At 55.2% G+C, this 13,615-nt stretch carries 16 protein-coding genes and 1 tRNA gene; 4 read left to right on the plus strand and 13 right to left on the minus strand.

Annotated elements, in window-relative coordinates:
• Positions 1-4 precede the first annotated feature (4 nt).
• From ccmI to ccmA, 9 genes are read right to left on the minus strand one after another with little or no spacing between them, the layout of a single operon-like run.
• Complete coding sequence (gene ccmI / locus HA50_RS13830; RefSeq protein WP_084876179.1) at positions 5-1,219, minus strand: c-type cytochrome biogenesis protein CcmI; 1,215 nt, start codon at positions 1,217-1,219, stop codon at positions 5-7.
• On the minus strand, positions 1,219-1,674 hold the full coding sequence (locus tag HA50_RS13835) for a cytochrome c-type biogenesis protein (RefSeq protein ID WP_084876180.1): 456 nt from the start codon (positions 1,672-1,674) through the stop codon (positions 1,219-1,221). Before HA50_RS13835 ends, ccmI begins: the two co-directional genes overlap by 1 nt.
• Positions 1,671-2,228, minus strand: a complete 558-nt coding sequence (locus HA50_RS13840; RefSeq protein WP_084876181.1) for a DsbE family thiol:disulfide interchange protein — start codon at positions 2,226-2,228, stop codon at positions 1,671-1,673. Before HA50_RS13840 ends, HA50_RS13835 begins: the two co-directional genes overlap by 4 nt.
• Complete coding sequence (locus HA50_RS13845; protein ID WP_084876182.1) at positions 2,225-4,183, minus strand: heme lyase CcmF/NrfE family subunit; 1,959 nt, start codon at positions 4,181-4,183, stop codon at positions 2,225-2,227. The genes HA50_RS13840 and HA50_RS13845 overlap by 4 nt, the downstream gene beginning before the upstream one ends.
• On the minus strand, positions 4,180-4,665 hold the full coding sequence (ccmE, locus tag HA50_RS13850) for a cytochrome c maturation protein CcmE (protein ID WP_084876183.1): 486 nt from the start codon (positions 4,663-4,665) through the stop codon (positions 4,180-4,182). Before ccmE ends, HA50_RS13845 begins: the two co-directional genes overlap by 4 nt.
• The gene (ccmD, locus tag HA50_RS13855; RefSeq protein WP_084876184.1) at positions 4,662-4,895 is read right to left on the minus strand and encodes a heme exporter protein CcmD; all 234 of its coding nucleotides are present in this window, start codon (positions 4,893-4,895) and stop codon (positions 4,662-4,664) included. The genes ccmE and ccmD overlap by 4 nt, the downstream gene beginning before the upstream one ends.
• Positions 4,892-5,632: a heme ABC transporter permease gene (locus HA50_RS13860; RefSeq protein WP_084878534.1), complete on the minus strand. Its 741-nt coding sequence runs from the start codon at positions 5,630-5,632 to the stop codon at positions 4,892-4,894. The genes ccmD and HA50_RS13860 overlap by 4 nt, the downstream gene beginning before the upstream one ends.
• Before the next feature lie 55 nt (positions 5,633-5,687).
• Positions 5,688-6,347: a heme exporter protein CcmB gene (gene ccmB / locus HA50_RS13865; RefSeq protein ID WP_084878536.1), complete on the minus strand. Its 660-nt coding sequence runs from the start codon at positions 6,345-6,347 to the stop codon at positions 5,688-5,690.
• Positions 6,347-6,961: a cytochrome c biogenesis heme-transporting ATPase CcmA gene (gene ccmA, locus HA50_RS13870; protein ID WP_084876185.1), complete on the minus strand. Its 615-nt coding sequence runs from the start codon at positions 6,959-6,961 to the stop codon at positions 6,347-6,349. Before ccmA ends, ccmB begins: the two co-directional genes overlap by 1 nt.
• A gap of 244 nt (positions 6,962-7,205) precedes the next feature.
• Here ccmA and HA50_RS13875 point away from each other — a divergent pair, with 244 nt between their 5' ends.
• Complete coding sequence (locus tag HA50_RS13875; RefSeq protein WP_084876186.1) at positions 7,206-8,108, plus strand: formate/nitrite transporter family protein; 903 nt, start codon at positions 7,206-7,208, stop codon at positions 8,106-8,108.
• 87 nt (positions 8,109-8,195) lie between these two features.
• A tRNA-Arg gene (locus HA50_RS13880) sits at positions 8,196-8,270 on the plus strand.
• Positions 8,271-8,432: 162 nt separating this feature from the next.
• On the opposite strand, the gene HA50_RS31705 is transcribed toward HA50_RS13880, so the two are convergent.
• Together HA50_RS31705 and HA50_RS13890 are read right to left on the minus strand one after the other, a co-directional pair.
• On the minus strand, positions 8,433-8,792 hold the full coding sequence (locus tag HA50_RS31705) for a hypothetical protein (protein WP_244193583.1): 360 nt from the start codon (positions 8,790-8,792) through the stop codon (positions 8,433-8,435).
• A 30-nt stretch (positions 8,793-8,822) separates the two neighbouring features.
• A complete protein-coding gene (locus HA50_RS13890; RefSeq protein ID WP_084876188.1) occupies positions 8,823-9,692 on the minus strand; it encodes a helix-turn-helix domain-containing protein in 870 nt (289 codons plus the stop codon).
• 180 nt (positions 9,693-9,872) lie between these two features.
• Between HA50_RS13890 and HA50_RS13895 the strand changes: the two genes are divergently transcribed.
• The gene (locus tag HA50_RS13895) at positions 9,873-10,772 is read left to right on the plus strand and encodes a DMT family transporter (protein ID WP_084876189.1); all 900 of its coding nucleotides are present in this window, start codon (positions 9,873-9,875) and stop codon (positions 10,770-10,772) included.
• 38 nt (positions 10,773-10,810) lie between these two features.
• Here the strand turns inward: HA50_RS13895 and HA50_RS13900 are convergent, their stop codons facing one another.
• Positions 10,811-11,050, minus strand: coding sequence for a hypothetical protein (locus HA50_RS13900; protein WP_013509957.1), 240 nt, complete (start codon positions 11,048-11,050; stop codon positions 10,811-10,813).
• Positions 11,051-11,320: 270 nt separating this feature from the next.
• Between HA50_RS13900 and HA50_RS13905 the strand changes: the two genes are divergently transcribed.
• Positions 11,321-12,538, plus strand: coding sequence for an L-lactate MFS transporter (locus HA50_RS13905; RefSeq protein ID WP_084878538.1), 1,218 nt, complete (start codon positions 11,321-11,323; stop codon positions 12,536-12,538).
• A gap of 47 nt (positions 12,539-12,585) precedes the next feature.
• Here HA50_RS13905 and HA50_RS13910 read toward each other — a convergent pair whose 3' ends face one another.
• Positions 12,586-13,464 carry an SMP-30/gluconolactonase/LRE family protein gene (locus HA50_RS13910; RefSeq protein ID WP_084876190.1) on the minus strand — a complete coding sequence of 293 codons (879 nt, stop codon included), beginning with the start codon at positions 13,462-13,464 and terminating at the stop codon, positions 12,586-12,588.
• Between the last annotated feature and the right edge of the window lie 151 nt (positions 13,465-13,615).

The following is a 13,615-nucleotide window of genomic DNA, read 5'->3' on the forward strand; positions in this document are numbered from 1 at the left end:
CGCTTCAGGGCTGCTGCTGATTAATTTCCACAGCAAGTTGCTGATGACCATCCCAGGGGGTAACCGCGCTTAAACCAAACCAATCGCCAGACTGAGGATTGGCGCTACCATCGCGCGAAATACGAACCCGGATCTGCACCTGATGCTGCGCCGACAATAAACGGTCAGGCATCATAGCGTTACTGTCATCCAGCGTGAGCGATAACGGGAAATGGCTGAGCGGAAAACGCTTCACAGCCACAGGCACCGGTGATACACCGTCAGTAACAGAAATATACATCACTCCGCCCTGCGGCAACATTTTTTCTGCCTGCGGATTTAAACTCACCGTCAATGCCAGATGCGTATTTTGCTGTCCCGCGTCAGTTTTCGCTTGTTCAATACTGCGCTCGATCATCGCGATACGCTTATCCCCGGCCGGTAACAGTTTCAGCATCATCTGCCAGGCACCAATCGCCTCGTCATATTGCTGCTGTTCGAAGGCGTTAAATGCCAGCAAACTCAGGGTACGCACGTTGCTGTGATCGCGTTTCAGCAGGTCACGCAGCAACACGCTGGCCTGACGATTATCCTGCGGATCGCTGGAGCGCGTCAGCACCTCGGCGTAATCCTGCTGCAGTTCCAGATTATTCGGAGCCAGCTGCAACGCCCGTTCGAACGCCTGGCTGGCATCGCTGGCATTGTTCAGCACCATGCCGAGGCGGCCCAGCATGGTCCAGTCATTCAGGTTTTGCGGGTCGGATTGCAGTGAAGTACGTAGCCCCAGTTGCAGTCGCGCCAGTTCTTCCATGGTCAACGGCTTGGCCTGCGGGTCCATCACGCGCGCGCGCAGCGCCGGATATTCCTCCTGCACTGACGTCCAACCCGCCAGCTGCGCCAGCCCGCCGGTTTTCAGATACATTCCCAGCGACACCACCACCAGTAATCCGACGCCCGGCAACAGAATCCAGCGGCTGCTTTGCTGGTTGCGCGCGGCTTCACCCGGTTGCGGAACATCGGTCAGCAAGGTTTGTTGCAGCTCGCGTACCATTTCCGGACGCTCCGCTACCACACCTTCCTCTTCATCCCGCTCCAGTTCACGCAGGCGCTGCTGATAAAAGTCAGTATTCAGACGATCGCGATCGCCATTGCTGGCCACGCGCTGACGCCAGCCCGCGCTGAGAAACAACGCACAAGCCGCAGCCAGTAAAATAATCAGGGTAATCCAGAATCCACTCATTACGACTTCCCGTCACGCTTCAAAATCGCCGCAAGGCGCTGTTGTTCGTTTTCATCCAGTTCGCTGCGCGTTTTACGCTGGCGACTGCGCAGGATAATGATCAGGCCACCCAGCACCACAAACAGCGCCGGGCCAACCCACAAAATCAGGGTAGATGGCGTGACCGGAGGTTCATAGGTCACGAAGTTGCCATAGCGCGCCACCATGTAATTGATGATTTGCTGTCGGCTCTGCCCCTGCTTCATCAATTCATACACTTTCAGGCGCATATCCGCCGCAATCATGGCGTTGGAATCGGCAATGCTGTTGTTCTGGCATTTCGGGCAGCGCAGCGAACCGGTCAGGTCGCGGTACTGCTCCTCCTGCTGTACCGAATCGAACTGGTAAGTATCGATCGCTGCCCACAGGCTGGTGCTCAGCAGCACCCCCGCGAGCAAAAGAAGCAGCCGTTTCACGCGCCTGCCTCCTTGCTGTATTTATCCCACAGCGGTTTCACTTCCTGCTGCCAGACGCGCTCGTTCATGTCGCCCGCGTGGCGATAGCGAATAATGCCTTTACCATCAATCAGGAAGGTTTCTGGCGCGCCATAAACACCCAAATCGAGACCCAGCATGCCATCACCGTCATACAGGCTGAGTGCGTAAGGATTGCCCAGCGTATTCAACCAGGTCACGGCTTTGGTGCGGTCGTCTTTATAATTAAGACCGACCACGCGAATGCCTTTTTCCGCCAGCGTGTTGAGATATTCATGCTCGGCGCGACAAGTAGGACACCAGGTGGCCCAGACGTTAAGCAGAATCGGCTTGCCATCGGTCAGAACCTGCTGGCTGTAGATTTTGCCCGGTTTGTCGAGGGCTTCCAGCTTAAATACCGGCACCGGTTTACCGATCAACGCAGATTCCAGCAACGTCGGGTCGTCACCGTTGGCGTTGCGCGACAACTGCCACAGCAGCGCCGCCGCCAGCAGCAGAAACAATACCAGCGGAATAAAAAGGATCTTCTTGTTCATGCCTGCTCCTCCCGTGGCGTTTTTTTGCGCGAACGATAACGCGGATCGAGCAGACACAGCAGGCCACCCACCGCCATAAACACGCCGCCGAACCAAATCCAGCGCACGAACGGTTTGTAATAAATACGCACCGCCCAGGAGCCATCATCCAGCTCTTCTCCTAACGCGGCGTAGAGATCGCGGGTAAAGCCACCGCTGATCGCGGCTTCGGTCATCATGGTACGCGCCGCCGTATAGAAGCGTTTTTCCGCATGCAGCACCGCTTCCGGTTTGCCATCACGGGTCACGTCGATGATCGCCACGCCACCGCTGTAGTTCGGACCTTGCAGGTTGTGAACATCGCGGAAAATAAAGTGATAATTATGGATATCAACATTATCGCCAGACTTCATGCGCACATCGCGTTCCACGCTGTATTGCGTACTGAAGGCGATACCAATCACCGTCACCGCAACGCCGAGATGACCGAGCACCATGCCCCAGTGGCTGCGCGTCAGATGACGCAGACCGGAAAAGAAAGTGTGACGATGGGTGGCGCGTTCATGCAGCTCCATCAGCGTCAGGAGGATCACCCAAATCGACATCAGCAGCCCGATCACCGTCATCGCTTCAATGCGATCCTGCAACAACCACGGCAGAGCGATAGAGAGGATCAGCGTAACTAGCAGCGCGATCCCCAGACGCTTCCACAGCTTCTGCGGTTCGTCACGACGCCAGCGCACCAGCGGCCCAATGCCCAGCATCAGCGCGAACGGCGCCATCAGCCAGGTGAACATGGTATTAAAGAAGGGTTCACCGACGGAAATGCTGCCCAGGCCCAGCTGCTTATGCACCAGCGGCAACAGGGTTCCCAGCAGCACCACCAGCATGGCGGCAATCAACAGGACGTTATTGCCGAGCAGGAAAGATTCACGCGACCAGGCTTCATTTTGCACCCGGCTACGTACCTGGCCCCCTTTAATCGCGTACAGCAACAGCGAGCTGCCAATCACGATCACCAGGAAGGCGAGGATAAACATGCCGCGCGCCGGGTCGGACGCAAACGAGTGTACCGACACCAGCACGCCAGAACGTACGAGGAAAGTCCCCAGCAGACTGAGCGAGAACGCGGTGATCGCCAGCAGCACTGTCCAGGATTTGAAACTGCCGCGTTTTTCCGTCACCGCCAGCGAGTGCATCAGCGCCGTACCGGCCAGCCACGGCATAAAGGACGCGTTTTCTACCGGATCCCAGAACCACCAGCCACCCCAGCCCAGCTCGTAATAAGCCCAGGCCGAGCCAAGCACGATGCCGATAGTCAGGAATACCCAGGCGGCGGTGGTCCACGGACGTGACCAGCGCGCCCAGGCGGTATCCAGTCGGCCCGCCATCAGCGAAGCAATGGCAAAGGCAAACGCGACTGAGAAACCGACATAGCCCATATACAGCAACGGCGGATGGAAAATCAGGCCGATATCCTGCAACATCGGGTTAAGATCGCTGCCATCAATCGGGAAGTTCGGTAAGGTGCGGGTAAAGGGGTTCGATGTCAGGGTGATAAACAGCAGGAAGCCGAGGTTAATCATCCCCATCACCGACAGTACGCGCGCCAGCGCATCCTGCGGCATGCCGCGACTGAAAATCGCCACCGCCAGCGTCCAGGTGCTGAGCAGCAGCACCCATAACAGCAACGAACCTTCATGTGCACCCCAGGTCGCCGCTATGCGGTAATACACCGGCAGCAGCGTATTGGAGTTGGTCGCGACATAGGCCACGGTGAAGTCGTTGACGATAAATGCGTGCACCAGCACCAGAAACGCGCCTGCAATACAGGCAAACATTCCCCAGGTAAGCGGTCGTGCCAGCGCCATCAAACGCGCATCCTGGCGCACCGCGCCCCATAATGGATAAACACTTAACAGTAGCGCCAGTCCCAGCGCCAGGCAGAGCAGAAAGCTGCCAATTTCTGGCATCATGATTGGGCACCCGCCTGCTGGTATGTTGCCGCAGGTCCTTTGTGGTTTTTCTTCATCGCGTCCTGAATTTCCGGTGGCGTATATTTTTCATCGTGCTTCGCCAGCACTTCTTTGGCGTTCACCAGGTTGCCGTCTTCCAGCACGCCCTGCGCCACAATACCCTGCCCTTCACGGAACAGGTCCGGCAGGATACCTTCGTAGCTGACACTCACCACGCCGTTGGCGTCATACAGTTTGAACGACACAGCAAGGGTTTTCGGATCACGTTTAACGCTGCCCGGCATCACCATGCCACCCACGCGCAGACGCTGGCCTGGCTCAGGTTTCTGATGGTTCTCGCCCTTGCCGTACAAGATTTCACTCGGGGTGTAGAACAGGTCGATGTTGGAACGCAGCGCGTACATCACCAATGCGGTGGCCAGGCCTAAGCCCACCAATACCGCCACCACCACATACAGGCGGTTACGACGACGGATATTCACACGGATTCTCCTGCCGCTTCACTGGCGGCTTTCTTCGATTTGGCCGCACGGATGCGACGCTCCCTGGATTGACGCTGGCGAATTTCCGCCAGTAACCGGCGGCGAAACAGCACGGTGTGCAGCACCAGACCAATCAGCGGAATCAGCGTTAAGACGACGGCGAGCCAGACATAAAAGGCATAACCGCCCATGGCAAAGAAATCCTGCCAGGAAGAGAAAGCTGGCGTCATGATTTGCGCCCTCCCTGTGCTACCTCAATCGCCCAGGGGCGATGACGTTCGGTAAACAAAATCATGTTGCGCAGGCGCATCAACGTCAGCGAGATGAAGACCAGCAAATAACCGAGAATGGCCCAGCGCAGCGGAGTACGCATGCTTGGCGCAATATCCTGTTGCAGGATGCCAGACGAGCCCTGATGCAGGGTATTCCACCATTGCACCGAGAAGTGGATGATTGGCAGGTTAATCACACCGACCAGAATCAGAATCCCGGCGGCACGACCCGCAGTACGGCGGTCGTCAAAGGCGTGATACAGCGCAATCACTCCCATATAAAGGAACAGCAGTACCAGTTCGGAGGTCAGACGCGCATCCCAAATCCACCAGGTACCCCACATGGGTTTACCCCAGGCAGAACCGGTGATCAGCGCGATAAAGGTGAACACCGCCCCAACCGGTGCCATCGCCGCCGATACCAGGTCAGCCATCTTCATCTGCCACACCAGGCCGATAAACGCCGCAATCGCCATCGACGCATACACGCCCATTGACCACATCGCCGCAGGCACATGGATGTACATGATGCGGAAGCTGTCACCCTGCTGATAATCGGCGGGCGCAAAACCAAAACCCCACGCCCACCCCAGCAACAAGGTGGCAACCCCCAGTACCGCGAACCAGGGAATTAAGCGGCCACAAAGCTGATACAGCTTTTCAGGCTTTGCCCACTGGTTTAACCATTTCCACATTTGCATAGCTCACAATATAAGAAGAGAGATTACTGCATCTCTGTGGATGCACGATTTAATGCAGGCTGATACGCAGCGCCGCCGCCGTTGCAAACGGGGAGAGCGTAGCGCTGCCTGCCAGCATGGCGCCAAGAATCGCCAGATAGCCACCAATCGGCAGTCCCTGTCCGGCGGCATCAATCGCCGCACTGGCAAAAATTAAAACCGGTATCGCCAGCGGCAATACCAGCAAACTCAGTAACACGCCGCCGCGCCGCAGCCCGACGGTTAATCCGGTGCCAATCGCGCCAAGAAAACTCAGGGTTGGCGTACCCAGTAGCAGGGTCAACGCCATGGCACGCCAGCTGGCAAAATCCAGCGAGAGCAACAGAGCCGCCAGTGGCGACAATAAAATCAGCGGTAATCCGGTAATCAGCCAGTGAGCGATCACTTTGCCCAGAACCGTTACCGGTAGCGGAGTTGGCAACAGCAAAAGCTGTTCCAGCGAACCATCCAGAAAGTCATCGCGAAACAGGCGCTCCAGCGCCAGCAGTGACGCCAGTAAAGCAGCGACCCAGGCAATACCGGGCGCAATACGTGCTAACTGCTGTGGATCCGGACCAATACCCAGCGGAAACAGCGTGATGACAATCAGGAAAAACCACAGCGGGTTAATCACTTCTGCACCGCTGCGGAAAGCAATTTTCAGCTCGCGCTGAATAACACGCCCCAGCATCATGCCCACTCCGACGTCAGGCGGATTTTGCGCACGCGCTGCGCGCTATCCGGTAAATCCTGATGCGTGGTCAGCACCACTGCCCCACCGTTATCGGCATGCCAGGCAAAACGCGCCATGAGTTTTTCCACTCCGGCTTTATCGATTGCCGTTAACGGTTCATCCAGAATCCACAACGTTGCCGGACTGAGCCACAATCGAGCCAGCGCCACGCGCCGTTGTTGTCCGGCCGAAAGCTGCGCCACCGGCACCTCTTCATAACCCAGCAGATCCACCTGCTCCAGTGCTGCAAAAATCGCCTCACCGTGGCTGTCGCCATGCCAGAAATGCAGATTCTCCAGCGGGGAGAGTACCGATTTCACCCCCGGATGATGGCCGAGATAAAGCAGGTTTTGATGCCATGTTTCCCGTTGCTGCCGTATCGGCTGCCCCTGCCACTGCACCTCGCCCTCTTCCTCCCGGCTCAGTCCCGCCAGTAAACGTAACAGCGACGTTTTGCCTGCGCCATTCGGCCCTTCTATTTGCACAATGTCACCTGCTTCAACACGAAAACTCAGCCCATTGAACAGGGTACGCTCATCGCGAACGCAAGAGAGATTAATGACTTCGAGCATAGAAGGGAGAATCACAGCAATGAAATTAGGCCAGGATAATACCACAATGAATCTGTGGGCCGTAGTCTGTGAACTGGCTCACACCTCCCCCGAACGGGGTAAACGGGCGCACGAAATCAATAAACTGTTCAAAAAATCGCCCCAGTTAAAATCTTGTTACTCTTAAATTGATTTCACGTAACAAATTAGTGTCGCGTAAAACGGCTACGCTTATTGCTTACCGGCATTATCACCGGAGGAAAATATGAAATCGTCATCATCAGTTCCACAAGGTCCAAATGATGTAGAAAGCGACGAAAAAGATCAGGGTAAGGAAATTGAAGTCGATGAGGATGCTCTGCCCTCCCGTGCCGCAGCCATTCATGAAGAGATTCGCCAGGACGGGGAAAAAGAGCTGGAGCGCGATGGCATGGCCCTGTTGTGGTCGGCAATTGCTGCCGGTCTTTCTATGGGGGCATCCCTGATGGCCAAGGGGATTTTCCAGGTGCACCTTGCAGGCGTACCCGGCGCATTTTTGCTGGAAAATCTGGGCTATACCTTCGGATTTGTCATTGTGATCATGGCGCGCCAGCAGCTGTTCACCGAAAACACTGTTACCGCGGTATTACCCGTGATGCACAAACCCACCTCGGGTAATTTTCTGTTGCTGTTGCGCTTATGGGGCGTGGTACTGGCAGGTAACCTGATCGGTACGGCGCTGGGCGCGCTGGCGTTTAATCATATGCCAATTTTCGACGATGCCACTCGTCAGGCATTCACCGTCATTAGTGAAAAAGTGATGGAGAATACTCCGGGGGAGATGTTCGCCAATGCGGTGATTTCCGGCTGGATCATCGCCACCATGGTGTGGATGTTTCCCTATGCCGGGGCTGCGAAAATCGTGGTGATTGTGATGATGACCTGGCTGGTCGCGCTGGGCGATTTGGCGCATATCGTGGTGGGTTCGGTGGAAGTGCTGTATCTGGTGTTTGCCGGCAACATCGCGTGGCATGAATTTTTCTGGCCCTTTGCCCTGCCAACGCTGCTCGGTAACATTACGGGCGGCACACTGATTTTTGCCTTAATCAGCCACGCTCAGATTCGGAATGACATGAGTGAAGCGGCAAAAGCCAAAGCGCGCGCGGAGCAAAAACGGAAGGAAAGGTGAGAAATCCCTCTGATTTGTTGAGATATTGAGCAAACGGTGGCCACACGGTTAAATTCGTGTCGGTGGTACGCTATACTGCGCGCCGACGTTCCCTTAGTTAAATGGATATAACGAGCCCCTCCTAAGGGCTAGTTGCAGGTTCGATCCCTGCAGGGAACGCCATGAGTCGCCTTTCCTTCCTGTTAATCCCACCTGAATAACATCTATGTCACCAACGAAATGTGTTGCTAAAGTGAGTTGTGCCGATCGGCAGATTTAATGACATCAGGGATGGGGACTTACAGGTAAATTAAAGGGCTGGTTGCAGCCCTTTTAAAGCCAAATTCAAAATAACCAGCGCGCCAGTGCCAGAGAAAGCCCGGCTGTCGTCACCATACTCGCCATCAGCCATTTTGTTTGTTTGCCAATTTCTTCATGAAGATCGCTACGAGTCATGTAATTTGACTTGATTACCGCCAAATCAATTTTCATCGCGGCAAGATCCACGTCCTGCTTTGACGTCCGTATCTCCATATTTGATCTCCTCATGTTAGCTGTCATTGTAAATTCCGTGATAATTTCTGGAGTTATCGTTTGCCATGCTAACGACATCCGCAGAAAAATCACCAAAAAAACGCAGCAAAAACGTGAAATGCAAAGAGGCTCGCAGAACAAATCCCGCGTTTCATCACGTTGCAGAGTCAATTCCTTCCTGGAGGGTATCGCGAGACGATCTCACCCCTGCTGCCGCCGCCATAACGAAGGCGTCAGGCCATGCCGCTGACGGAAACGGTTACTGAAGTGGCTGGAGGAGTGAAAACCACAGCGCAACGCAATGTCCGTGAGGGGCAGCGCGGTATGCTTCAGCAGCGTCAGGGCTTCATCCATACGACGACGCATCACATATTGATGCGGGGCGATACCTGCGCTGGTACGGAACATGCGAGCGAAATGGAACTCGCTCAATGCCGCCTCACTCGCCAGCTGCGCCAGGGTTAATGGTTGATCCAGATGTTCATCGATATACGCCAGAATGCGCCGTAACACTACCGGGGCCAGCCCACCGCGTACCTGTGGCGCCTGCCACTGGACATCACTGTAGTGCTGTAACAGGTGCGTCATCAGTAAGGTTGATGCGCTGCTGAGCATCAGTTGGTTAGCGGGCTGTTGCCAGTCGGTGCTGAGCAGGAAATGACGATACAGCTGGGTGATACGATCGTCATCAGAGAACACTTTCTCATGCAGATTCAGGCGAGCCGCGTCGCGGTCCCAAATCTGTTCCGCCATCTGGCGCAGGTGCTGGTCGGTGCAATAAAGATGCACAAACGATAAGTCAGCGCGGATGTCCCAGACCGATTCGGTGCCGGACGGCATCAGGCAGAAACGATCCGGCCCGCCGCCATTGCGCCAGCCATGCTGCGTTTTATGCCAGGTATCGTAGCCATCTGCGGTGTACAGGCTAAGCGTATGGTGATCGCTGAGGTTAGTAACGCGATCGCCACTGTTAAACCAGGCCGCCAGCTTGATGCCACTATTCAGCTGCACGCTGTCACGCAGCTGTGCTTTATGTCGCTGTAGCATGTTAAAAGTCTGGTAGTCGGGCATAGTCAGGATCGCTCTTTATTTGATAACCCGCATTTTACGGATTCATCGGGACAGAGAACAGGCCACATTGGGACGCATGCGGAAAAAGCGCAAGATTTTGCAATTCGTTCGCAAGGGGATGCAAGCCAGCCGGGAATCAGCACGGCACACTCAACACAAATTTGTTGTGGAGTAGGCAAAATGAACCTGATGTTGTATCTGGCGGTGGTGATGATTTGGGGGACGACCTGGATCGCCATTTTTTTACAGCAGGAAGCGGCCAATACGCCGGTCTTTGTGGCGGTGTTCTGGCGTTTTTTACTGGCATCGCTGGTAATGCTGGTGATCCTGAAACTGGTTCGCCGCCTGAAAAAGCTGGATGCGCAGGATCATCTGTTCTGCCTGTTGCAGGGTTGCTGCGTGTTCGGCTTCAATTTTGTCTGTTTCTATCATGCTGCCGCCTGGATCAGCAGCGGGCTGGAATCGGTTATTTTCTCGATGGCGGTGCTGTATAACGCTTTAAACAGCTGGATTTTCTTCCGTCAGCGCCCCTCATTTCGCCTGTTGCCCGCCGCCATGCTGGGATTGGGTGGTATTGTTGCGCTGTTCTGGGGTGATATCCGCGCCGCGCATCCGGCACCGCAATTATTGTGGGGTGTCGGGCTGAGCGCCCTCGGCACGCTGGGTTTCTCCTTTGGCAACATGATTTCGACGCGCCACCAGCGCCGTCAGCGTGATGTACTCACCACCAACAGTTACGCCATGTTGTATGGTGCGCTGATCATGGCGGTCCTCGCGGTATTGAACGGTGATTCGCTGGCACCGGCGTTCAATCTGCAATGGCTGGGTGCGATGAGTTATCTGGCGATTTTTGGCTCGGTGCTGGGATTTGGCGCGTACTTCACCCTGGTGGGTCGCATTGGTGCCAGTCAGGCAGCCTACAGTACCTTGCTGTTCCCGCTGGTGGCACTGACCTTATCGACGCTATATGAAGGTTATCAATGGCATAGCAATGCGATTGTTGGTCTGGTGATGATTCTGGCGGGAAATATGGTGATGTTTGCACGCTGGCCCGCAGCCAAACGTCTGCGTCTGGCGTAATACACGAGAGCGGGCATTGCGCCCGCTCTCTCGTCCTCTTAGCGCCAGCCCTGCACGCCGATATTGAGCTGGTGAGGTTGATTGATCGCTTTTCTGGCGATCCAGTAAAGCAGTATGCGTTCATCGTCTCTGTCGCGGTCGGCCATTGCCAGTAGTTTCAACGACAGCGTGGATTTATTCACCGGTTGATGCTCATCGCTTAACTCGATCACCGCCTGACCGATGATGCAGCAAACTTCATCCTCACTGGACGCGGATTCATATGCTCGGTCTTTCATATTTCCTCCTGTTAAGTGAATTTTAATCCTGGCAAAACTTCACCATTTTGCAGCTAAAGCGCCGCCATGGACGTATCTGGTTACATTTTTTCACGCAGAGCAATAGCTTCACATGTGATGACAAGGCACGACTGTCCGCAATGTCATTCATACCCGTTTCGCTGCATTTCATTCCGCCCTCACAGCCTTTCACGCCCTTTCCCCACACGCGTACGCGAGGGGGGCTTATCATCGCCTCAGTTTCCGAATTCCCGGATGGGAGAGAAAAAAATGAAAAGCACAACACCGAGTTATCAACGTACCCGCTGGCTAACTCTTGCCGGCACCATTTTGACCCAATTTGCCCTGGGTTCGGTCTACACCTGGAGTCTGTTTAACGGTCAGCTGGCGCAGAAGCTCGATGCACCCGTCAGCCAGGTGGCTTTCTCTTTTGGTTTACTGAGCCTTGGCCTGGCCATTGCTTCCTCACTGGCGGGCAAATTGCAGGAACGCTTTGGCGTACGCAATGTCACCATCGGTGCTGGCGTACTGATGGCGCTGGGCTTCTGGTTAACCGCCCATGCCGATAACCTGATGATGCTGTACCTCAGCGCTGGCGTGCTGGTCGGCCTGGCTGATGGTGCGGGTTATCTGATGACCTTATCCAACTGCGTAAAATGGTTCCCGGAACGTAAAGGGGTGATTTCCGCCTGTGCGATTGGTGCCTACGGCCTGGGTAGTCTGGGTTTTAAATTTATCTGTGGCGCGTTACTCAGCACTCAGGGACTGGCAAACACCTTTATCATCTGGGGCGTTATGGCGATGGTGATGATTGTGATTGGTGCGTTGCTGATGCGTGATGCCCCGGTACAACAGAGCAACAATGCTTCCGTACAGCAGGCGAAAGATTACACCCTGGCGCAGTCCGTACGCTTACCGCAATACTGGATGCTGGCACTGATGTTCCTGACTGCCTGCATGAGTGGTTTGTATGTGATTGGCGTGGCGAAAGATATCGGCGAAGGTCTGGTACATCTCAGTACCGCCACCGCCGCCAACGCCGTAACCGTGATTGCCATCGCCAATCTGAGTGGTCGCCTGGTTCTGGGTGTGCTGTCCGATAAAATGGCACGCATTCGGGTGATTTCGCTGGCACAGGTGGTTTCACTGCTGGGCATGAGTATCCTGCTGTTCACCCATATGAATGAATCCACCTTCTTTATCTCTCTGGCCTGTGTGGCATTCAGCTTCGGCGGCACCATCACCGTGTTCCCGTCACTGGTGAGCGATTTCTTCGGCCTGAATAACCTGACCAAAAACTATGGCCTGATTTATCTTGGCTTTGGTATCGGTAGCGTGCTGGGTTCACTGGTAGCGTCGGTGTTTGGTGGCTTTACCATCACTTTCAGCCTGATTATGACCCTGCTGGTGATTTCACTGTTCCTCTCCATCAGCATCCGCCTGCCACAACGTCACGATGTGCAGGAACCGGTGTTACATCGCAGCTAAGCTAAGTCTCCTCTGATGCCGTGCCCCAAAGCACGGCATCCTGCTGTTTAGCCTTTGAATAACGGCTCAGCAACTCCCGCTACCGCAACGTCCACCGCAAAAATATCGCCCGATTGTGGATAACGTGCCAGCTCCTCAGCAGTGCGATGCTCACGCGATGAAGTGATGTACAGCGTCTTCAGATCTACGCCGCCAAATGCCACCATGGTTGGCCAGCGTACCGGCAAAGCAATCTCATCAACAATCTCTGCCGTCAGCGGATCAATGCGCACCACACGCCCCCCATCAAACAGGGCTGACCAGTAATATCCCGCGCTATCCACCGCGGCACCATCCGGTAATCCCCCTTTGGCGTCAAACTGCCGGAAACGCTGACGTGCACCCGGTTCCCCGCTCTGCGCATCAAGCGGGTAGCGATACAGCACCTCATTCGGCGTATCGCTGTGATACATCCATTGACGGTCCGGCGAGAATGCCAACCCGTTGGAGATTTTGACATCCTGCGCCATCACCCGCAGCGCGCCATCGGGGGTGACGCGACACAACAGGCCACCGTTTTTATCCTGCGGTTCCCATAAGCTGCCACACCAGAAATTCCCCCAGGGATCCACGCGGCCATCGTTAAAACGGCTTTTGGCCGCGATACCCGGATTGTCGGCCAGCTTGCGCTGTGGTTTGCCTTCATCATCCAGCAGCCAGACACCACTGCGCAAAGCCGCAATCAGGCCGCCCTGCTCGCGCAGTCCGATACATCCCACCTCTTCCTGTTGTGGGAAGGTACGTAACTCACCGCTGGCTGGATCGAAGCGGTGAATGGCGGGGGCCAGAATATCGACGCACCACAGCAGCTGTTCCCGGGTTGACCATAGCGGGCATTCCGCCAGTTCCGCCTGCAATGCCAGTACATTTCTTACTTCGCGCGCCATGATGTTCTCCTTATTTAAACTGCTCTGACTTTAGCGGGTATCCCACAATTCTGCACGATGTGCGTTAATTGAGAACGGATATTATTCAGGCTTGCTTTTCAGAGTAATCGCGTTATTATCATCCTGTATTCAGCTTATTCCGATTGGTTTA

Origin of the sequence: Pantoea cypripedii (assembly GCF_002095535.1) — a bacterium.
Taxonomy (GTDB): domain Bacteria; phylum Pseudomonadota; class Gammaproteobacteria; order Enterobacterales; family Enterobacteriaceae; genus Pantoea; species Pantoea cypripedii.

What these genes read in the sequence shown, in the direction of transcription:
- HA50_RS13895 (WP_084876189.1), top strand. Translation starts at nt 9,873, where the DNA reads ATGAACCTGATGTTGTATCTGGCGGTGGTGATGATTTGGGGGACGACC.
- HA50_RS13900 (WP_013509957.1), bottom strand. Translation starts at nt 11,050, where the DNA reads ATGAAAGACCGAGCATATGAATCCGCGTCCAGTGAGGATGAAGTTTGC.
- HA50_RS13890 (WP_084876188.1), bottom strand. Translation starts at nt 9,692, where the DNA reads ATGCCCGACTACCAGACTTTTAACATGCTACAGCGACATAAAGCACAG.
- HA50_RS13860 (WP_084878534.1), bottom strand. Translation starts at nt 5,632, where the DNA reads ATGTGGAAATGGTTAAACCAGTGGGCAAAGCCTGAAAAGCTGTATCAG.
- ccmI (WP_084876179.1), bottom strand. Translation starts at nt 1,219, where the DNA reads ATGAGTGGATTCTGGATTACCCTGATTATTTTACTGGCTGCGGCTTGT.
- HA50_RS13905 (WP_084878538.1), top strand. Translation starts at nt 11,321, where the DNA reads ATGAAAAGCACAACACCGAGTTATCAACGTACCCGCTGGCTAACTCTT.
- ccmD (WP_084876184.1), bottom strand. Translation starts at nt 4,895, where the DNA reads ATGACGCCAGCTTTCTCTTCCTGGCAGGATTTCTTTGCCATGGGCGGT.
- HA50_RS13845 (WP_084876182.1), bottom strand. Translation starts at nt 4,183, where the DNA reads ATGATGCCAGAAATTGGCAGCTTTCTGCTCTGCCTGGCGCTGGGACTG.
- ccmB (WP_084878536.1), bottom strand. Translation starts at nt 6,347, where the DNA reads ATGCTGGGGCGTGTTATTCAGCGCGAGCTGAAAATTGCTTTCCGCAGC.
- HA50_RS13875 (WP_084876186.1), top strand. Translation starts at nt 7,206, where the DNA reads ATGAAATCGTCATCATCAGTTCCACAAGGTCCAAATGATGTAGAAAGC.
- ccmA (WP_084876185.1), bottom strand. Translation starts at nt 6,961, where the DNA reads ATGCTCGAAGTCATTAATCTCTCTTGCGTTCGCGATGAGCGTACCCTG.
- HA50_RS13840 (WP_084876181.1), bottom strand. Translation starts at nt 2,228, where the DNA reads ATGAACAAGAAGATCCTTTTTATTCCGCTGGTATTGTTTCTGCTGCTG.
- HA50_RS13910 (WP_084876190.1), bottom strand. Translation starts at nt 13,464, where the DNA reads ATGGCGCGCGAAGTAAGAAATGTACTGGCATTGCAGGCGGAACTGGCG.